The organism is Methylobacterium sp. Leaf469 (genome assembly GCF_001424745.1).
In the GTDB taxonomy this organism is placed as follows: domain Bacteria; phylum Pseudomonadota; class Alphaproteobacteria; order Rhizobiales; family Beijerinckiaceae; genus Methylobacterium.
Map to the genome: position 1 here is coordinate 147,154 of NZ_LMRE01000004.1, position 18,953 is coordinate 166,106.

The following is an 18,953-nucleotide window of genomic DNA, read 5'->3' on the forward strand; positions in this document are numbered from 1 at the left end:
GGGCGACTGGCGGAAGCTCAGGCCTGTTCCATGTTCCAAGGGATGAACTTCCTCGTCCCCGATCGCATCGAAGCCGGCCCTGCCCGAATCCGCGCCGCCGCCCGCGCGGTTTCGCGGCTCGCCGCCGAGCGGGCGGACGCCCTCGACCGAACCGGCGGATTTCCGGCGCAGGACGTGGCCCATTGCCATGAGGCCGGCCTGCTCGCGGCACCGCTTCCCGTGGCCCTCGGCGGTGCTGGCCTCGATGCGCCCACCATGGCGCCGGTGCTCCTCGACGTCCTCGCGGAAGTCGGCCGCGGTAGCCTCGCCCTTGGGCGGCTCTACGAGGGCCACGTCAACGCCCTGTCGCTGATCCTGCGCTACGCGTCCGAGTCCGTGCTCGCGCGTCTCGCGGCGGATGTCCGCGCCGGGCACCTGTTCGGGGTCTGGAACACCCAGCCCCAGGCCGGCGGCCTCGACCTCGATCCCCATGGGACCGGCCTGCTCGGTGGCGTGAAATCCTTCGCCTCGGGGGCGGGATCGGTGACGCGACCCCTCGTCACCGCGCGGCGGCCCGATGGGCGCCAGCAGATGCTCGTCGTCACCCTGGAGCCCGACATCCGGTCCGACCTGTCGTCGTGGTGCGCCCACGGCATGCGCGCCTCGACCTCGGGGGTGCTCGACTTCTCCGGGCTTCCCGTGGACGGGCAGGCGGCGGTGGGTGAGGCCGACGATTACTTCCGCGAGCCGCATTTTTCCGGTGGCGCCTGGCGCTTCACCGCCGTGCAGCTCGGCGGGATCGAGGCCGTGTTCGATACCGTGCGGGCGCATCTCGTCGCCACCGGGCGCGGTGGCGACCCGCATCAGGCGGCGCGTCTCGGCGAGGCGGCCATCGCCGTGGAGACGGCACGGCTGTTCGTGGGCCGGGCCGCTGCCCTCGCCAACGACCCCGACGCGGAGCCCGCGCGGGTGATCGCCTACGTCAACCTGACCCGCATGGCCGTGGAGCGCGCCGGCCTCGACGTGCTGGAGCGCGCCCAGCGCTCCGTGGGGCTCGCCGGCTTCCTCCAGACCCACCCCCTGGAACGTCTCATGCGCGATCTCGCCACCTACCTGCGCCAGCCGGGTCCCGACCGGGCGCTGACCCACGCCGCCGCCCACGTGCTGGCCGACGACCGCCCGGCCGACACCCTCTGGCGCGACCCGCGCGATTCGAACCGCGCGGGTCTCCAGTCCGGTCGCGCCGCATGACCCGACCCACCGAATCCCTCCCGCCCGATTATTTCGACGGCATCTACGCCGGAAACCCGGACCCGTGGGGGTTCACCACCAGCGCCTACGAGGCGGCCAAGTACGACGCCACCCTGGCGGCCCTCTCGCGAGACACCTATGGCGAGGCCCTGGAAGTCGGCTGCTCCATCGGCGTGCTGACCCGGCGGCTGGCGGAACGCTGCACCCGGCTCCTGTCCCTCGACGTCGCCGAGACCGCCATCGCGGCGGCCCGTGCCCGCTGCGCCGACAGCCCGCACGTCGCGTTCCTGCACGCGGCGGTGCCCGACGCGTGGCCGCCCGGCCGGTTCGACCTCATCCTGGTATCGGAGGTGCTGTACTTCTTCACCCGCGCCGACCTCGCCCGCCTCGCCGGACACATGGTGCAGGCGGTGAAGCCCGGTGCCGACATCGTCCTCGTCCACTGGATCGGCGAGACGAACTATCCGCTCAGCGGCGACGACGCCGTCGAGGCGCTCATCGCCGGAACCGCCGGTACCCTGGAGCCGTATCGCCAGACCCGTACGGACCGCTACCGCCTCGATGTGCTGCGGACGATCGGTGCCACGCCATGACCAGCCGGGTGCCTCGGCAGACGGTGTTCCGGCACCGCGCCTGGGTGCGCCTGACCCATTGGGTGAACACGGCTGCGTTCGGCGCGCTCTTGGTGAGCGGCATCGCAATCCTGCTCGCCCTGCCGCGCCTGTTCTGGGGCGAGACCGGCGCCAACGACGCCCCCGCCGCCCTGGCGCTGCCTCTCCCGGTGAACCTCGAGCAGACCGGCTGGGGCCGTAATCTCCACTTCCTCGCCGCCTGGATCCTCGTCCTCAACGGCGGGCTCTACCTGCTCCTCGCGCTCTTCGGCGGACATCTGCGCCGCAACCTGCTGCCGGACCGGGATCAGCTGGCGCCCGACCACCTCGCCCGCGAGATCGCCGACCATGCCCGGCTGCGGCCGGCCACGGGGCGGGAGGCTCTGCGCTACAACGCCCTGCAGAAATTCGCCTATCTGGCCGTGATCCTGGGCTTGTTCCCCCTGATGGTGCTCACCGGCCTCACCATGTCGCCCGGCGTCACGGCGGCGTTCCCCGAGCTTTTCACCCTGTTCGGCGGCCGGCAATCGGCCCGCACCCTGCACTTCGTCTTCGCCAGCCTGCTGGTCCTGTTCCTCCTCGTCCATGTCGGTCAGGTCTTCGTCGGCGGGGCCGTCAACCTCACGCGATCGATGATCACCGGGCGCTTCGCCGTTCCGCCGGACACGCCAGCCAACCGGGAGACACCCGATGCGTGACCTGTCGCGCCGCCGCCTCCTCACCGGTTCGGGGGCCCTCTTCGGTGCCGGCCTCGTGAGCGGCTGCGATGCGCCGGCCCTGTCGCATCTGGCCACCCCCTACGACTGGAGCAACGGCCTCACCTTCGCGGTCCAGCGCTGGCTGCTCCGGCACCAGCCCCTGGTGCGCGAGTTCGACCGCAGCCAGATCTCGACGGTGTTCCCCACCATCAACACCACCGATCCCGACGACCCCGCCTACAAGCGATCGAGGCAAACTGCGTTCGCCGACTGGAAGCTGCCCGTCACCGGCCTCGTGGAGCGGCCCGGCGCCTTCTCCCTCGCCGACCTCAAGGCGATGCCGTCGCGCACCCAGGTGACCCTGCATTCCTGCGAGCAGGGCTGGTCGGCCATCGGCGAGTGGACCGGCGTACCCCTGGCCCGTCTCCTCGCGCAGGTGGGGCTGAAGCCTGAGGCCCGCTTCATCGTAATCCGCAGCGTCGATGGCTGGTGGGACAGCTACGACCTGTTCGACGCGCTCCACCCGCAGACCATCCTCGCCTACGGCATGAACGGAGGCGACCTGCCGGTGAAGCACGGCGCGCCCCTGCGCCTGCGCGTGGAACGCCAGCTCGGCTACAAGAGCCTCAAGTACATCTCGGCCATCGAGGCGGCCGAGCGCGTCGACGGCTACGGCAAGGGACGCGGCAGCATGGTCGCCGAACTCGGCTTCCCCTGGTACGCGGGTATCTGATCAGCCGCCCGAAGCGAGGCCGCCGAGGGCCGTCAGCCCGACGACGATCCAGGGCGCGACGCCCCCCACCGTCAGGAGCACGAAGGCGGTGGCGGCGAGGGCCACATCGCGGGCGCTGCCGATGGCGCCCGTCCAGACCGGATCGTAGAGGGCGGCGGCGAGCAGCCCGACCACGGCGGCGTTGCCCCCGCGCAGGGCCGCCTGGGCCAGGGGCTTCCTGCGGAGTTCGTCCCAGAAGGGCAGGGCGCCGGTGACGAGGAGGAGGCCGGGCAGGAAGATCGCCGCGAGTGCCAGGGCAGCGCCCGGAAATCCGTTCGGCGGCGGCTTCAGGGCGGCACCCAGATAGGCCGCGAAGGTGAAGAGGGGCCCCGGCACGGCCTGCGCCGCGCCGTAGCCGGCGAGGAACGCGTCGGCGCCGATCCAGCCCGGATCGACGGTGCCGGCCCGCAGGAGCGGCAGCACCACGTGGCCGCCGCCGAAGACGAGGGCTCCGGCCCGGTAGAACGCATCGACCACGGCGATGCCCTGCGAGGGCATCCAGGTCGCCAGGATCGGCAAGCCGACAAGCAGCCCCAGAAACAGCGTCAGCGCCACGGTCCCCGTCCGCCGGGACAGGGGACCGGAGAGGTGTCCGACCGGGGTGGGAGCCATCGCCCGGCACAGGACGAGGCCGGCGACGGCGCCGAACCCGATCGCACCGATCTGACCGAACGCCGTCGGGGCCAGCACCGCGAGCCAGAGCGCGCCGAGTGCGATCCCGGCACGCATGGGGTCCGGCGCCAGGGTTCTGGCCATGCCCCAGACGGCCTGGGCCACGACCGCCACGGCAACGAGCTTGAGGCCGTGCAGGAGGCCAGCCAGCATGGGGCCGCCCGATCCGGCGCCGTAGGCGATTCCGACGAGGATCAGGGCGGACGGCAGGGTGAAGCCCGCAAAGGCCGCGAGCCCGCCCCACAGGCTCCCCACCCGAAGGATTCCAAGGGCGAACCCGATCTGGCTCGAGGCGGGACCGGGGAGGAACTGGCACAGGGCGACGAGGTCGGCGTAGGCCGCTTCGTCGATCCAGCGCCGCCGCGCCACGAAGGCCTCGCGAAAGTAGCCGAGATGGGCGACGGGGCCGCCGAAGGCCGTGAGGCCGAGCTTCAGGAAGGCAACGAAGACTTCCCGGACGGAGCCTGCTGGGGAGTCAGGCAAGAGCGCCGCAGGCTCAGGCAAAGCCGACGCAGGCTCAGGCAAGCCCGCCGGCCTCGACGATGAACCGGGCGACGGTGTCGGCACCGTGGCCGTCGCGGAGCGAGGCGAACACGTAGGGGCGCGTCCCCCGCATCCGCTTGGTGTCGGCCTCCATCACGCCGAGGTCGGCGCCGACCAGGGGCGCGAGGTCGGTCTTGTTGACGATGAGGAGATCGGAGCGGGTGATGCCGGGGCCGCCCTTGCGCGGGATCTTCTCGCCCCCGGCGACGTCGATGACGTAGAGGGTGAGGTCGGCGAGCTCCGGCGAGAAGGTGGCGGCGAGGTTGTCGCCACCCGATTCGATGAGGATCAGGTCGAGCTTCGGGAAGCGCCGGCGCATCTCGGCCACGGCCGCGAGGTTGATGGACGCGTCCTCGCGGATCGCCGTGTGCGGGCAGCCGCCGGTCTCGACCCCCATGATCCGCTCCTCGGGCAACGCGCCCGCCACCGTGAGGATGCGGGCATCCTCCTTGGTGTAGATGTCATTGGTGATGGCGCAGATGTCATAGGTGTCGCGGAAGCGCTTGCAGAGCTGCTCCATCAGGGCGGTCTTGCCGGAGCCGACGGGGCCGCCGATGCCGACGCGCAAAGGACCGTTGGGAGAGCGGCCGTTGGGAGAGGTCATCGTTGGGTCTTTCACGAACGGAAAATCCGAGAGTACTGGGTTTCGTGCCGGAACGAGCCGAGATCGAGGGCCAGGGTGGCGCTGCCGAGGTCGTCCAGGGTGAGGTCCGGGACGGTGGCCGCGAGCGCCACCACGCGCGGCGTCAGGGCCGCGATCACCCGCGTGCCGGCGCTCTGGCCGATCGGCGCGCAGCGCAGGGCCGCCGAGACGAGGTTCTGTAGGAAAGCGAGGCCGAAGGCGGCCAGCGTCGGGGGCAGGGCCATGCCGTGGGCGCCGGCCGCGACGCCGACCGCCACGGGATAAGCCACCGGGCCGGGCAGGGTCTCGGCGAGGCGGATGAGGACAGGGGTCGGCCAAGCCGCCAGGGTGGCGTCGAGGAAGCTGCGGCCCTGCTGGCTCGTCTCCAGGTGAAGCTCGCGCGATGGAGCCAGCGCCAGGGCGAGGTCGTTGAGGTCTGCCAACGCCACAGAGTCTTCCACCAGAGACGCGCCATGGGCGTGCACTACGAGGATGAGGTCGTTGCGGCCTGACCCCAGTTCGAGCACGTCGGCGAGCCAGTCCACGAGGGAAGCTTCCCCGGACACGTCTCCGGCGTCCACGACCGCTTCGAGCCCGTGCGAATAGGCATAGGCCCCCACGGGATAGCCCGGCGACAGCCACGCCATCAGGCGCAGGGCGTCAATCATGGGTGTGCGAATGACCGTGATCGTGGGGATGGCCGTGGTGATGGTGCCCGGCGGCCTCGCCCGCATAGGCGCCCCCCTCGGGGCGGAACGGACGCTCCACCGCCTCGGCGGTGCCCCCTAAGCCCCTCACCATCTCGGCGAGGACGTGATCGTGGGCGATGTAGACCGCATCCGGGGCGATCTCGGCCGGGATATGGCGGTTGCCGATATGCCAGATCAGCCGCTTGAGGGCGTGGTCGTCGGCGGCCCGGATCGCCAGCAGGCGTTCCGGCGCGGCCTCGACCCAGACGAGGCGCCCGTCCTGCAGCACCAGGGCGTCGCCGTCGTCGAGCACCGTCGGTTCGGCGAGATCGAGGAGGAACGCTACGCCGCCCACCCCCCGCATGGCCATGCGGCGGCGGTGGCGGTCGCCGTGGTCGAGGACGATGCGGTCGACGATCTCACCCACGAGGGCGTCGCGGCGCAGGACATGGGTGGCGCGGATCATGGAAAGGGAACCCGTTTGGGGACGCGTCCGCCCGGCGCAGGAGGCGTCGTCACACGACTTTTGGAGCGAGCGGACCGGGATAGAACCCATCGTCCAGAAGCTGAGCCATGAAATTGGGACAAACCTCCGGAAACGTGGCCTCGGGAAGGCCGGTCTCATCGGCGGCCCGAACGCGGGCGAGGCGATAGCTTTTGGCAAGCACGGTCTCCGGCCAGGATCTCAGGCTCGGGCTGACGTCGACGAGGCCGTCGATCTGGAGACGCTGTTCGACGATGGAAGCGCGCCAGCCATACTTGCGCTTCTCCGGCTGGAACTCCCATCTCAGGAGGTGCTGCAGCAGGATCGCCAGCCGGTTCCGGATCTCGGATTTCTGCGATCCGCCCACGCTCTCGATCTCTTCGGCCAGATGGTGCCAGTCGATGTCCTGCCGCCGGCTCGTTCGGAGCAGAGCGGCCTGGGCCTGCGTCCAAAGGTACAGATCGGTGTCGTAGAGGTCTGGCTCGGGAAGAGTCCGGCCCGGGGGCGGGCTCAGGGCAGCCTTGGACATGGGGCCTCCGCTGGCATCGCCGCCATCATACCTCAAAACAGGAAGTACCGCTGCGCCATGGGCAGCACCTCGGCGGGCTCGCAGACCAGCAATTCGCCGTCGGCACGGACATCGTAGGTCTCGGGATCGACTTCGATGGCGGGCGTGGCGTCGTTGAGGATCATGCTCTTCTTCGAGATGCCGCCGCGCACGTTCTCGACGGCCACGAGGCGCTTCTGAACCCCGAGCCGCTCTGCGAGCCCATCCTCGATGGCGGCTTTCGAGACGAAGGTGAGGGCGGTCGCGAAGGGCGAGCGACCGATGGCGCCGAACATCGGCCGGTAATGCACGGGCTGTGGCGTCGGGATCGAGGCGTTGGGGTCGCCCATGGGAGCGGTGGCGATCATGCCGCCCTTGATGACGAGATCGGGCTTCACCCCGAAGAAGGCGGGCGTCCAGAGGACCAGATCGGCGAGCTTGCCGGGCTCCACCGAGCCGACATGGGCCGAGACCCCGTGCGCGATGGCCGGGTTGATGGTGTATTTCGCGATGTAGCGTCGGGCGCGCAGGTTGTCGTTGCCCGAGGCGTCGCCCGGCAGGGCGCCGCGCTGGCGCTTCATCTTGTCCGCCGTCTGCCAGGTGCGGATCACGACCTCGCCGACCCGGCCCATGGCCTGACTGTCCGACGACATCATCGAGAGGGCTCCGATGTCGTGCAGGATGTCCTCGGCCGCGATGGTCTCGCGCCGGATGCGGCTCTCGGCGAAGGCGAGGTCCTCGGCGATCGCCGGATCGAGGTGGTGGCACACCATCAGCATGTCGAGATGCTCGTCGATGGTGTTCTTCGTGTACGGGCGCGTGGGGTTGGTGGAGGAGGGCAGCACGTTGGCCAGGCCCGCGACCTTGATGATGTCGGGCGCGTGCCCACCGCCGGCCCCCTCCGTGTGGAAGGCGTGGATGGTCCGCCCCGCGAAGGCTTTGATCGTGTCCTCGACGAAGCCGGATTCGTTGAGCGTGTCGGAGTGGATCATCACCTGCACGTCGTGCAGGTCCGCCACCGTCAGGCAGGTGTCGATGGCCTGTGGCGTGGTGCCCCAATCCTCGTGCAGCTTGAGGGCGCAGGCGCCGGCGCGGATCATCTCCACGAGGCTCTCGGGCCGCGACGCGTTGCCCTTGCCGGCGAAGGCGAGGTTCATCGGAAAGCTGTCCGCCGCCTCGATCATCCGGGCGAGATGCCAGGGTCCGGGCGTGCAGGTGGTGGCGAAGGTGCCGTGGGCCGGCCCCGTGCCGCCGCCCAGCATGGTGGTGACGCCGGAGCAGAGCGCCTCCTCGATCTGCTGCGGGCAGATGTAGTGGATGTGGCTGTCGAACCCGCCCGCCGTGAGGATCTTTCCTTCACCCGCGATCACCTCCGTGCCGGGGCCGACCACGATGTCGACGCCCGGCTGGATGTCGGGGTTGCCGGCCTTGCCGAGGCGGACGATGCGGCCCTTCACAATGCCGACATCGCACTTCACCACGCCCCAATGGTCGAGAACCACGGCGTTGGTGATGACGGTGTCGACGGCCCCGTCCTGGTTCGTCACTTGGGATTGCCCCATCCCATCGCGGATCACCTTGCCGCCGCCGAACTTCACCTCCTCGCCGTAGGTGGTGTGGTCGCGCTCGACCTCGATGACGAGGGAGGTATCGGCAAGGCGGATGCGATCGCCCGTGGTTGGGCCGAACATGTCGGCATAGGCGGCCCGGGGCAGGGCGGCGCGGGGGGGCAGGGTGGCCATGGCTAGAGCGCTCCCATCACGTCGCCGCGAAAACCGTACACGGTGCGGGTCCCGCCGAGCGGCACCAGCACCACGTCCCGCGTGGCGCCCGGCTCGAACCGCACCGCCGTGCCGGGGGCGATGTCGAGGCGCTGGCCGCGGGCCGCCTCGCGGTCGAACGTCAGGCCCGGATTGACCTCGTAGAAGTGGTAGTGCGAGCCGACCTGGATCGGCCGGTCGCCGACGTTGGACACCGTGACGAGGGTGCGGGGCAGGTCGGCGTTGAAGACGATCTCGCCGGGCTGCGTCGTCACGGTGCCGGGCACCTCGACCGAGGCCGCGCCCCGGATCGGATGGTGGACCGTGACGAGCTTGGTGCCGTCCGGAAACGTCGCCTCGACCTGTATGTCGTGGATCATCTCGGGAATGCCGTCCATGCACTGCTCGGCGGTGAGCACGTGGCCGCCCGCCTGCATGAGCTCGGCCACGGAGCGACCGTCGCGGGCCCCCTCGACCACGAAGTCGCTGATGAGCGCCACGGCCTCGGGATAGTTCAGCTTCACCCCGCGGGCGAGCCGGTTGCGGGCGACCTGGGCGGCCATGGCGAGGAGGAGCTTGTCCTTTTCGCGCGGGGTCAGGAGCACGGGGAAACCTCGGGTTGGGCCGTCGAAGCACGGACGCGGACAGGCAAGGACCGTGCGCGGTGGGTCATCCCCGCATGGATGCATCCCGGCGCCGGTGGCGCAAGGGCATCCCGGATCCGGCGCCCGGGTGCAAGGCCGAGGCATCGGATCGGTTGACAGGACGCGGCGCGGCGTCCGAACAGCGACGGTCGATGGATACCTCGATGGACGCTCCGCACAGGAAGGCCGCCGTGACCGATCCCCGTGATTTCGTCGGCTACGGCCGCACGCCGCCCCATCCGCACTGGCCGAACGACGCCCGGATCGCCGTTCAGATCGTGCTGAACTACGAGGAGGGGGCCGAGAACTCGATCCTGCACGGGGATGCGGCCTCCGAGGCGTTCCTTTCCGAGATCGTCGGCGCGCAGCCCTGGCCGGGCCAGCGTCACATGAACATGGAATCGCTGTACGAGTACGGCTCCCGCGCCGGGTTCTGGCGCATCTGGCGGCTCCTGCGGGCGCGCGGCGTGCCCGTGACGGTGTTCGCCGTCGCCAACGCCCTGGCTCGGGTGCCCGACATCGCGGCGGCCATGCGCGAGGCGGAGTGGGAGATCGCCTGCCACGGCCTGAAATGGATCGACTATCGCGACTTCACCCGCGCGGCCGAGAAGGCGCACATGGCGGAAGCGATCCGCATCCACGAAGCGGTGACGGGGGAGCGCCCGCGCGGCTGGTACACGGGACGCTCGTCCATCCACACCCTCGACCTCGGCCTGGAGGCGGGCTTCGCCTACCTGTCGGATTCCTACGCGGACGACCTGCCCTACTGGATCGGCACCTCGGACCGGCACGGCCTCGTGGTGCCCTACACGCTGGACGCCAACGACATGCGCTGCGTGGCCGCGCAGGGCTTCAACACCGCCGACCACTTCGCGACCTACCTGTGCGACACCTTCGACGCCCTCTACGCCGAGGGCGAGACGGCGCCCAGGATGATGTCGGTGGGCCTGCATTGCCGCCTCGTCGGCCGACCGGGCCGGATCGCCGCGCTCACCCGGTTCCTCGACCATGTCGCGGCCCACGACCGGGTCTGGATCACCCGCCGCATCGACATCGCCGAACATTGGGCCCGGCACCATCCACCGGCGTGATGCCCCGGCTATTCAGATTGGTCTGAGGCAGGGACCGATCGGGCCGTGTCCGGCCCGGGGCCGTTCCGCTCGGCGCGCTCCATCCGGGCCTTGTGCAGGCCGTCGTAGAGTTTCTGCACCTCCTGGATGGTGGTGTGTCCACGGCTCCAGTTGGTCTCGCGGACGTTGACCGGCGTGAAGGCGCTGTGCGAGCGGCCCCCGAAGCCGTTGTAGATCACCGTCTCGGCCGCGCCCGGGCCGGCCGGGTAGTCGATGCGGTAGGACGGGGCGAGCCATTTCCCGGGGCCGCGCTTGCCCGTGATGCCGATGCGCAGATGGGCGTCGCCGTGCCGCTTCTGGCAGAACCGCATATTGCCGAGCACCCGGCGCAGATACTCGTTGGCATCCTCCAGATCGGCCACCACGTCGGCGATGGTCGCGTCGGGAGGCAGATGGGTCTTCTGAATCATGGATCTCGGGCCTCGTGCGGGCGGGACCATACCGGCGGTGGCGGACGAGGGCCAGGACGGGCGGGTTCGCGCGCCTCCGCGGCCGATCTGCACCGGCGACCTGCACCGGCGACCTGCGCCTCAGGTCTGTTCAGGGACCTTGCCGGAGGCCAGACGCCGAAGGCGGCCCTTGCGCATTTCGTACTGGAAGATCGACGTCAGGGCCGGCGCGGCATCGGGCTCGGGCGCCGGCAAGGCGAGGGGGGCGACGGGCGGAGCGAGTCTGCGCTGCGTCCGCGCTCCGGCCTCCCGGCGCATGAGGGCGAGCCGGACCACGGTCCAGTCGTGCATCATCGCGGCGGCGGTCTCGGGATCGGTGGCGATCCTGGCGCTCGCCCCGTCGGAGAAGCGCGCCCGCAGGGTGATGGTGGCGTGCAGGGTCCCGCCGAGGGCACCGAGGCCGAGGCCGACGAAGGACGCCGCCAGATCGAAGGGACGGGGCAGGGGCCCCGCCGCGTGCAGGGCCGAACGGAGGCCGACGGCGATCCCGGCCCGGCGCGGGGAAGCGGCGCCGTCCTCGATCACGAGGTCCACGAGATCCTCGACGCCCCGCGTCGCGCCGCCCGGCAGGTGCAGCAGGCCGGTCTCGTAGTCACCCGGTCCCGTCGCATCGGAAAAGCCGAGGCCTGCGCCTTCGAGGATTCGGATCTCGCTCATCATCGCTTTCCGGCGGTCACGCGTCGGCGCCGTCAGGGCACCCTACCGCCGCATGTGTCCGAAACAGGGCCGGCGCGTCAGGTGAGGGGAGGGACACGCGTCCCATAGGCCTCGGCCATCCGGTCGATGGCCGCGAGCTTGGTCTGAAGTGCAGACCAGTCGTCGCGCTCGGCGATGGGCGCCCACAGGCCCTCGACCTCTTCGATCAGCATCGTGCAGGGCTCCGGATCGGCGAAATACGGATGCGCCAGGCGGCCCGCATCGAGGGGACGCATCGCCCCCAGGCTCTCCCGGACCGGCGCGAACGCCTCCGAGGCGTAGAGGGCGGCCGACGGGCTCGCCGCCGCCCGAGCCTCCGAGGCCAGGCCGCCGTACCAGTCGAAGAACGTGCGTTCGAACGGAGCTCCGCTGCGGGCGAGGAAGCCCCAGAATGCACCGACGAACCGGTGCACCGCTGCGTCGTCGGTGCGCGCGAGGCCGAGCCGGGCCAGGAGCGCGTCGGCGAAGGCCTCCTGCAGGTTCGGGCCGAACAGCTTGAGGGCGGCTTCGAGCGCTTCCTGCGGCGCGAAGGGCGTGAGGCATTCGGCGAGCCGGCTTACGTTCCAGAACAGGGCCTCCGGCTGTCGGCCGAAGCTGTAGAGGCCCTGGACGTCGAAATAGGCGGCGGTGAAGGCCGGGTCGTTGACGGGCGCGAAGCGCCACGGCCCGTAATCGAAGCTCTCGCCGGTGACGTTGATGTTGTCGGTGTTGAGGACCCCGTGGACGAAGCCGGCGGCCATCCACTGCGCGCCCGTGCGCGCCACCCGCCGGCACACGGCCTCGAGAAACGCGACGGTGCGGTCCGGCGTCTCCTCTCGCCAGAGCTCGGGCATGTGGAGGCGGATCGTGTGATCCATCAGCTTCAGGATGTTGTCGGGCTCGTCGAGGGCCAGGAAGCGTTGGAACGAGCCGATGCGGATGTGGCTGTGGCTGAGACGCACGAGAACGGCCGAGCGTGTGGGGGAGGGCTCGTCGCCGCGCTCCAACGCCTCCCCGGTCTCGATGAGGCTGAAGGTCTTGGAGGTGTTCACCCCGAGGGCCTCCAGCATGCCGGTGGCGAGGATCTCGCGCACGCCGCCCTTGAGGGTGAGACGCCCATCGGCCGTGCGCGACCACGGCGTGCGCCCGCTGCCCTTGGTGGCGAGATCGAGAAGGCGTCCGTCGCCGAGATCGTAGGCCTGCGCGAACAGGAACCCGCGCCCGTCGCCGAGATCGGGATTGTACGAGCGGAACTGGTGGCCGTGATACCGCAGGGCGAGGGGCTGCGGGAAACTGCCGGGCAGGGGCTCGAACCGGCCGAGATGGGCGATCCACTCCGCCTCCGTCAGGTCACCGAGGCCGATCCGCTCCGCCCAGGGTTGGTTGCGGTAGCGCAGAATCGTCTGGGGGAAGGCGGCGGGCGCCACGACATCGTAGAACGCCTCGCCGAGTTCGGCGTGGCGCTGCGCGAGGCGCGCTGTGGTGATCGGCATCGAACGTCCTGAGGTTCGGCAACCCCGTTCGATCGGGCGTTGCGGGATGAGAGGTCAATCGCCGACAGGCCCGGGATGATCCCCGGCGGGACGATCCCGGGGGAGGACGATCCCGGGGCAGGGGGCTCCTCACAAACCGACCGGGCTCGGGTATAGGGTGGATCATGGACAACATCATCCGACCGACCTTCGGCCAACCCCGCCGCACCGAGCCCGAGGACGAGAGCCGCGTCGAGGTCCTGACCCAGCGCGTCTACGGCGAGGCCGGGGGCTGCCGCGTCTGCCTCGTTCACGACGAGGGCGCCCCCGAGGGCGACGTCTACAAGGTGGTGGCGGGGCTGCTCATCGACGACGAGGTCAGCACCGTGGCGATCCTGCCGGCGACCCCGGAGGGCGAGGTCGATGCCGAGATCGTCGCCCTGGCGATCCTACGGACCCTCGGAATGATCGAGGCCCGGACCGGCGGCCCGGCCATCGCTTGAGGCGAAAGCCGCCAATCTGACGCTTGCATGCTGCGTCGGCTCCATGCTATCGCCCCTCCACCGGAACGGACCGGGCGCGAACCGATCGGTGCACCGCACGGATCGGATCACAAGACAAACCGTCTTAAGCTCCTGCTTTGTCAGGGCTTTTGGGGGATAGTTTAACGGTAGAACAGTGGACTCTGACTCCTCTAGTCGAGGTTCGAATCCTCGTCCCCCAGCCAATACCGTCCTTAAGTCGTTGTAAAATTTGATGGTTCGTCCGGAACACCCTGCGGGGTGGGCCGGGTGCCACACACCGCTGCTACAAAACCGGATCCCTGATCCGGTGAGGGGGCGGAGTGGGGCACACCATCTCGCATGTTATCCGGCGGTCCGGCCGCCTGCATTTTCGTCGAACAGTGCCCGCCGACCTTCGCGCGCGGATCGGACGCCGCGAACTCACGCGCAGCCTCGGTACGGCCGACCAGCACACTGCCAAGCTCGACGCCGGTCGGCTATACGTCGCCTCGGAAACTCTTTTCCGTATGGCCCGTGCCCGCCCCATGCTGTTGACCGATCAGCTCGCCCGTCTCGTTCAGGACTTCTACGACATCATCCTTGAGCGTGAGAACGCGATGCGTCTGCGCGGCGAGCCGCTCGACGACGCGACCGTCGCGGGGCGAGAAAGCTATTACGCCGATCTCGCGGGCAATGCCCGAAAGGCCCTCGCGGCGAACCGCTTCGGCGAGGTCCGCATGATCACGGAGGGCATACTGAGGCGTCAGGGTATCGCGACCGCAACCCTCGCCACCGAGGACTGGATGCAGGCTCGGCAAGCGGTGCTCCGGGCCGGCATCGATGTGGCGAGCGCTCTGCAGGCCCGGTATGCCGGGGACTTCAACTACGAGCCCCGTGATCGTCTCCTGAAGCTGCGGCTCGATACCCTTCCGGATCTCCCAAGACAGCCAGTCCCCGCGGAGGCGTCGGGTCCTCCCGATCCCGCCACCGCGCCCGCTCCAGCCACTCCAGCAGCTACATCCGGCCCGGTCTTCTCCGAGGCCAGCACGAGCTTCCTCCATAGTCAGGTCAGCTCCGGCGCCTGGGAGAATCAGTCGGCTTCACAGGCCCGGGCCACGTTCCGTCTGTTCGTCGATGTCTGCGGCGACCGTCGTCTCGGTGATTATACTCGACAGGATGCAAGTCTGTTCAAGGATCAGATCCAGCGCCTGCCGGGCAACTACGGCAAGGCTGCCATCTATCGGGGTCTCGATGTGGCGGCCATCATCAAAATCTATGCGGGTGAGAAAGCTGAAACGCGATTGGAACCGATCTCGGTTAAGACGGTCAAACGCCACTTCTCGGCCCTTTCGACCCTCTGGACAGATGCGCAGTCGAAGGGCGGAGTTTCCGAGAACATTTTCACGGGCTTCCGCTACGGCGCCAGCAAGAGGAAGGCTGCCGACCAGCGCCGGATGTGGGAACGGGAGGATCTGGACGGCTTGTTTGCCACTCCGGTCTGGACGGGCTGTGAATCCGAACGGCACCGAAGCCTTCCCGGCATGGTGATCCTCCGCGACGCGAAGTTCTGGCTCCCCCTCATCGCGGTCTACTCCGGCATGCGCCAGGAGGAAATCTGCCAGCTTCGCCTTGAGGATGTTCGCCGCGAAAAGGACATCTGGTACTTCGACCTTCATGCCAGGGACGGGCGCATGCTCAAGAACGACACTGCCGTGCGGCGCGTGCCGATCCACGAGACGCTCATCCGCTTGGGGCTTCTCGACAGGGTTACGGACCTCCGATCCCGTGGGGCCACGCAGCTGTTCCCCGACCTGAAGGGTGGTGGGGCCGACAATCGACTCGGGCATGCCTATACGAAGTGGTTCACGCGCTACCGCCAGGACATTGGCCTTTATCGCGAAGGCCTCGACTTCCACTCCTTCCGGCACAGCGCCACGACCTTCCTGCACGAGGCTGGTGTTCAGGACTCCGTCGTCGACCGGCTCACCGGTCACGTCACTCCCGGTGAAACCGCTCGCTACACCAAGCGTACGAACCTGGCACAGTTGAAGGATGCGATCGACAAGATCGACATCGGCGTTGATATCTCGCGCCTCTTCATCAGGCCGTAATACCAGCACGGTGGAAATCCGTCCGTCGAGGCGCGAAACGATCCCCCCATAGCTCCCGAATGCCTGCGAGCCGGATGAGGGAATGGATCGCAGACCGCCATATCAATGCACGTTGATCAACGTCGCAATCCGCATAGCGAGTCTTTCCGCTGCTCAGGATGCGATGACGGTCTGACGTGCATAGCCAGCCTCCATGAGGGCTCCGGTCTCCGTCGCTAGCCAGGCGATATCGGGGGCAGCCGGGTCGCAAGCCGAAGGGCATCGGCAGCAAGCGGATCATCGTTGTTTTCAGCACGATGGTTCGCAGGATGGAGGAGAGGGTTGCCCCTGACCTCCAAGACGATCTCGCCCGTAACGGATCGGGTGATGCGAGGTCCGTCTGCGCTGGCCGCTCATATGAGCGGGAAGCGGTGCATAAAGGTCGACAGCCCAACCCCGGCCTGCCTGTCATAAGGTTGCACCTCCGATCCGACGGCTGACGACGGCGTGGCTCCGGGGTTCGATCCCGCGATCCATTTGGATCTGCCGGGCTTCGTCGCCAGCTCGGCGAAGCCTTGCTCCGCAAGACAGCCTCCTCAAGCGTTCACCAAGGTTCGAATGCAGGAAAAAAGAAACCATCCCAATAACGGGATGGTGGGCAAAGCTGAAAGGTCCCGATGCATTGAGATGGAGGAAGCGTTCCGTGCCGGAATACCTCCCCCTGAATCCCAATACGCCAGAAAAAGTGACGAACAAGAGCGGCCGCTTTCCGCCCCACCAAATCGTAGGGCAGACGGACGAATCACGACCCAACGCAGTCGTTCTTGCGTTGTTGTGCGTCTCTCAGAAGGGGCCATTGGTTGGGCCGCTCCACTCGCTACTATGTGTCTAAGTCCAGCGCCTGTGATATAGGTCCCACTTAGTCAATACATACATTCGTACTGATCCGACTTCAAATGTTAGGCAAGTCAACGGATCAACCAAAATGTGACATCGTCTAAAATGCCGGCGGGCGAGATTTATGCCTACTCAGTGACTGTTAAGCGATGCTGGCCCTGATCGCTGTCTCCGGCACACCATGCGCCGATCCCGATCTGTCCGATTAAGACCAGAAGCAGGGAAACGAAGGGGGTGATTAGTGCCACCTCAAGTCCAACATGGCTCGCCATGGCGGCGGCGATGGCAGGAACGCCGACCTTTTCTGCAACATTCCTAGTCTGCGTCATTCTTCGTCGCAACTCGGCATACCGCTTGTCGTTGGTACATAACAGCTTACGGATCTCGGCCTTCAACCTGTGCCAGTAAGGAAGGTCCATGGCGTTGTCGACGTCTTGTTCTTGTCCAAGAAGCAGTCCGGCAACCTCGACTCCATCCTTTGTGGCGAGCGTATAAATGCCATGGTTAGTTTTTAAAATATCCAACGCTTCGGCGAGAGTACCTGTGTCAATTTGCTGCATCGAAATGCTCCGCTAACCTCATTGTGTTGATTGCACGATTAAAATTTCCGAGAAGTCGCTTCCGGTGGTTCAAATAAAAAGAACGGTCGCCACTCCCCAATTTAAAGTCGATTGCTGCGTAGGCGCGGATTACAGACCATCTCTGCCAGGGCGACGGATGAGTGAGGATCACCTGTGATTTCGTCTCGCGCAATAGGCGTGGTCGGCCGTCAAAACCCGACATGGCGGCGATGGTCCTCAGAATTATCTCCACCCCACACAGCAAAACTGGGAAGTTATCTAGCATGGGTCTATTAGCGATTGTGCGATGATGAAGTACGCGGAACGCCGCGAGATCGGCGTTCAGTTCGCCAGCGATCGTGACACGGGAACTTTCCGGGCCTTCAACCTGCTCCGGCCCGACTAGCGAATTCCCTACGATATGGCCAAACTCGTGGAAGGCTAGCCATAATGCGCCAGCGAAAATCTCAGCCCTCGGCACGCTATCGGGAGCCGCGAATTCATTGATGGACCCTGCGTCAGAGTGCAGAGCACGAAAAAACTCCGAAAGTCTCCTTGGGTTCAATCCCGTTCCTAATCCCGCAGCAGTGAGATGGCTTGCCAGTACGATTAACATAGCGTTCAGCACCACTGGACGATGGCTCAGTCCGCATTGATCGCATGTGATCCGCACACAGGCCGCAGCGAACGGTAGGGGCGCATTGACAACATGGAAGGTGAAGCACATCCGCGTTTGATCGTGCGAGAGAACCGGGAAGTTCGGGATCGTATCCGCTGTCCATTGGTGGGGATTGAAAAGTAGCTCGAACGCTCTGGGGAAGAGCAGTTCACCCTGATCGACAATGTGGTCACGAAGGAGGGGCACCCCACCCCTGACCTTTCGGACGCTATCGAACCGCGGCATCCGCTCGCTTAAAAGTTCGCGGCAGCGTTCACATTCCTGGATCACGACCCATCTCCGCCACGATTAGGGATGTAGCTTGGAAGTCCTCACCCTTGAAGCGTATCTGAGCGGCCATGATGTGCTTCTGCTGCATGCGCCACAGCCGCTATGCGATTGGCTCGGTCTAAAAAGCTCCGAGGTGAACAGGGCAAGAGGAGAAATGGTGTCCGCATGCGTTAAAAAAGAAGTGTCCGCCATTGCGTCTCAATTGCTCCAAGCGATCAGGCCACTACCGTTAAAAATCCGCCGCTGGCGTTAAAATGGCTCCTGTCGCAAGTAATAACTCGTCATGTTGTGAAACAATAAGGTCGCACCGTCCGCCGTAGGCGTTGTATTGAGATCATGCGCCTGTTTGATCACACTAGCGGAACTAGCAGCATTGCGGAAGCGAACTTTTTTTTAAAGTCTGTCAAAATCTGTCATCATAAGGGCTTAAGGTTGGGCCCGCTTTCGGGAGGTGGTAGCGCGAATCGTTGCGACAGAGTCGGGCCGAAAATTGCGCGTCCCCTTATCGGGTCGGTCTTTCCTAGAGCGGAGGTGCTGCTTCCGGCCAGATCATGCCGAACGTCTGATGTCTTTTTTGGGAGTTCCACATCTGAAAGCAGACCGTCGCAAGTCCACCCGAAACCGACGCCCATGTGCATCCACGGGGGCGTTCGAACTTGGCCCCTTAAGGAGATGACCCTACTAGCGTGCGGATCTGGTTCCGAACTTCCTGGGTAATTGGGTTGTAAACGATCATTCCGAGGTCGGGCCGGCCATCCACCGCAAAGGCGGAATACTCCAAGTCGATCAATCCAAGGGTTGGGTGGCGTAGCCGCTTGATCCCATCTCCGTGTGAATGGACGTCGTTCTCCCGCCACGGGCGTGTCATCGCTTGAGCCAATCGAGGGCGGCTGCGAGGGAGAGGACGCCCATGAAGCTGACGGCAGTCTTCTCGTAGCGGGTGGCGATGGCGCGCC

At 67.0% G+C, this 18,953-nt stretch carries 18 protein-coding genes, 1 tRNA gene and 3 pseudogenes; 8 read left to right on the forward strand and 14 right to left on the reverse strand.

All coding sequences use genetic code 11. The features are described from left to right. Window positions 1–42 precede the first annotated feature (42 nt). Genes ASG60_RS05665 through ASG60_RS05680 form a run of 4 tightly spaced genes read left to right on the forward strand, consistent with a single transcriptional unit; the run spans window position 43 to window position 3,272 of the window. Window positions 43–1,230, forward strand: a complete 1,188-nt coding sequence (locus ASG60_RS05665; protein ID WP_056384453.1) for an acyl-CoA dehydrogenase family protein — start codon at window positions 43–45, stop codon at window positions 1,228–1,230. Next, window positions 1,227–1,823, forward strand: a complete 597-nt coding sequence (locus tag ASG60_RS05670; RefSeq protein ID WP_056384454.1) for an SAM-dependent methyltransferase — start codon at window positions 1,227–1,229, stop codon at window positions 1,821–1,823. The genes ASG60_RS05665 and ASG60_RS05670 overlap by 4 nt, the downstream gene beginning before the upstream one ends. Further along, window positions 1,820–2,539, forward strand: coding sequence for a cytochrome b/b6 domain-containing protein (locus ASG60_RS05675; protein ID WP_056384455.1), 720 nt, complete (start codon window positions 1,820–1,822; stop codon window positions 2,537–2,539). The genes ASG60_RS05670 and ASG60_RS05675 overlap by 4 nt, the downstream gene beginning before the upstream one ends. Beyond that, window positions 2,532–3,272 (forward strand): molybdopterin-dependent oxidoreductase, encoded by a 741-nt coding sequence (locus tag ASG60_RS05680; RefSeq protein WP_056171180.1) that lies wholly within the window; start codon window positions 2,532–2,534, stop codon window positions 3,270–3,272. The genes ASG60_RS05675 and ASG60_RS05680 overlap by 8 nt, the downstream gene beginning before the upstream one ends. Here ASG60_RS05680 and chrA read toward each other — a convergent pair whose 3' ends face one another. Genes chrA through ASG60_RS05715 form a run of 7 tightly spaced genes read right to left on the reverse strand, consistent with a single transcriptional unit; the run spans window position 3,273 to window position 9,233 of the window. After that, window positions 3,273–4,466 carry a chromate efflux transporter gene (gene chrA / locus ASG60_RS05685; RefSeq protein WP_056384456.1) on the reverse strand — a complete coding sequence of 398 codons (1,194 nt, stop codon included), beginning with the start codon at window positions 4,464–4,466 and terminating at the stop codon, window positions 3,273–3,275. It abuts the gene before it with no gap. Between the two features lie 34 nt (window positions 4,467–4,500). Continuing rightward, on the reverse strand, window positions 4,501–5,130 hold the full coding sequence (gene ureG, locus ASG60_RS05690) for an urease accessory protein UreG (RefSeq protein ID WP_056265404.1): 630 nt from the start codon (window positions 5,128–5,130) through the stop codon (window positions 4,501–4,503). A gap of 11 nt (window positions 5,131–5,141) precedes the next feature. Next, entirely contained in the window at window positions 5,142–5,816 is a 675-nt protein-coding gene (locus ASG60_RS05695; RefSeq protein ID WP_056171189.1) for an urease accessory protein UreF, read from the reverse strand. After that, window positions 5,809–6,303 (reverse strand): urease accessory protein UreE, encoded by a 495-nt coding sequence (locus ASG60_RS05700; protein ID WP_056384457.1) that lies wholly within the window; start codon window positions 6,301–6,303, stop codon window positions 5,809–5,811. The genes ASG60_RS05695 and ASG60_RS05700 overlap by 8 nt, the downstream gene beginning before the upstream one ends. Before the next feature lie 49 nt (window positions 6,304–6,352). Next, a complete protein-coding gene (locus ASG60_RS05705; protein ID WP_056384458.1) occupies window positions 6,353–6,850 on the reverse strand; it encodes a DUF29 domain-containing protein in 498 nt (165 codons plus the stop codon). A 32-nt stretch (window positions 6,851–6,882) separates the two neighbouring features. Further along, on the reverse strand, window positions 6,883–8,610 hold the full coding sequence (gene ureC / locus ASG60_RS05710) for an urease subunit alpha (RefSeq protein WP_056171196.1): 1,728 nt from the start codon (window positions 8,608–8,610) through the stop codon (window positions 6,883–6,885). 2 nt (window positions 8,611–8,612) lie between these two features. Beyond that, entirely contained in the window at window positions 8,613–9,233 is a 621-nt protein-coding gene (locus ASG60_RS05715; protein WP_056304787.1) for an urease subunit gamma, read from the reverse strand. Between the two features lie 230 nt (window positions 9,234–9,463). Between ASG60_RS05715 and puuE the strand changes: the two are divergent. Further along, window positions 9,464–10,342: pseudogene (gene puuE / locus ASG60_RS05720) on the forward strand (allantoinase PuuE); the annotation flags it as partial. Window positions 10,343–10,371: 29 nt separating this feature from the next. On the opposite strand, the gene ASG60_RS05725 reads toward puuE, so the two are convergent. The 3 genes from ASG60_RS05725 to ASG60_RS05735 all read right to left on the reverse strand — a co-directional run bounded on the left by ASG60_RS05725 (window position 10,372) and on the right by ASG60_RS05735 (window position 13,019). Beyond that, entirely contained in the window at window positions 10,372–10,812 is a 441-nt protein-coding gene (locus ASG60_RS05725) for a hypothetical protein (protein ID WP_200918793.1), read from the reverse strand. A 120-nt stretch (window positions 10,813–10,932) separates the two neighbouring features. Further along, entirely contained in the window at window positions 10,933–11,508 is a 576-nt protein-coding gene (locus ASG60_RS05730; RefSeq protein WP_156398801.1) for a hypothetical protein, read from the reverse strand. 77 nt (window positions 11,509–11,585) lie between these two features. Continuing rightward, window positions 11,586–13,019 (reverse strand): protein adenylyltransferase SelO, encoded by a 1,434-nt coding sequence (locus ASG60_RS05735; protein WP_082531624.1) that lies wholly within the window; start codon window positions 13,017–13,019, stop codon window positions 11,586–11,588. A 164-nt stretch (window positions 13,020–13,183) separates the two neighbouring features. Here ASG60_RS05735 and ASG60_RS05740 point away from each other — a divergent pair, with 164 nt between their 5' ends. The 3 genes from ASG60_RS05740 to ASG60_RS05750 all read left to right on the forward strand — a co-directional run bounded on the left by ASG60_RS05740 (window position 13,184) and on the right by ASG60_RS05750 (window position 15,612). Then, the gene (locus ASG60_RS05740; protein ID WP_056171202.1) at window positions 13,184–13,501 is read left to right on the forward strand and encodes a hypothetical protein; all 318 of its coding nucleotides are present in this window, start codon (window positions 13,184–13,186) and stop codon (window positions 13,499–13,501) included. A gap of 150 nt (window positions 13,502–13,651) precedes the next feature. After that, a tRNA-Gln gene (locus tag ASG60_RS05745) sits at window positions 13,652–13,725 on the forward strand. 117 nt (window positions 13,726–13,842) lie between these two features. Next, window positions 13,843–15,612 carry a site-specific integrase gene (locus ASG60_RS05750; protein ID WP_056384460.1) on the forward strand — a complete coding sequence of 590 codons (1,770 nt, stop codon included), beginning with the start codon at window positions 13,843–13,845 and terminating at the stop codon, window positions 15,610–15,612. A 1,004-nt stretch (window positions 15,613–16,616) separates the two neighbouring features. Here ASG60_RS05750 and ASG60_RS22515 read toward each other — a convergent pair. From ASG60_RS22515 to ASG60_RS23350, 4 genes and pseudogenes are all read right to left on the reverse strand, one after another. Then, window positions 16,617–17,048, reverse strand: coding sequence for a hypothetical protein (locus ASG60_RS22515; protein ID WP_156398802.1), 432 nt, complete (start codon window positions 17,046–17,048; stop codon window positions 16,617–16,619). Continuing rightward, on the reverse strand, window positions 17,035–17,997 hold the full coding sequence (locus tag ASG60_RS22520; protein WP_156398803.1) for a hypothetical protein: 963 nt from the start codon (window positions 17,995–17,997) through the stop codon (window positions 17,035–17,037). The genes ASG60_RS22515 and ASG60_RS22520 overlap by 14 nt, the downstream gene beginning before the upstream one ends. Before the next feature lie 664 nt (window positions 17,998–18,661). Then, window positions 18,662–18,853, reverse strand: a pseudogene (locus ASG60_RS23010) (transcriptional regulator); the annotation flags it as partial. Between the two features lie 8 nt (window positions 18,854–18,861). Then, window positions 18,862–18,953 (reverse strand): annotated as a pseudogene (locus tag ASG60_RS23350) (IS5/IS1182 family transposase); the annotation flags it as partial.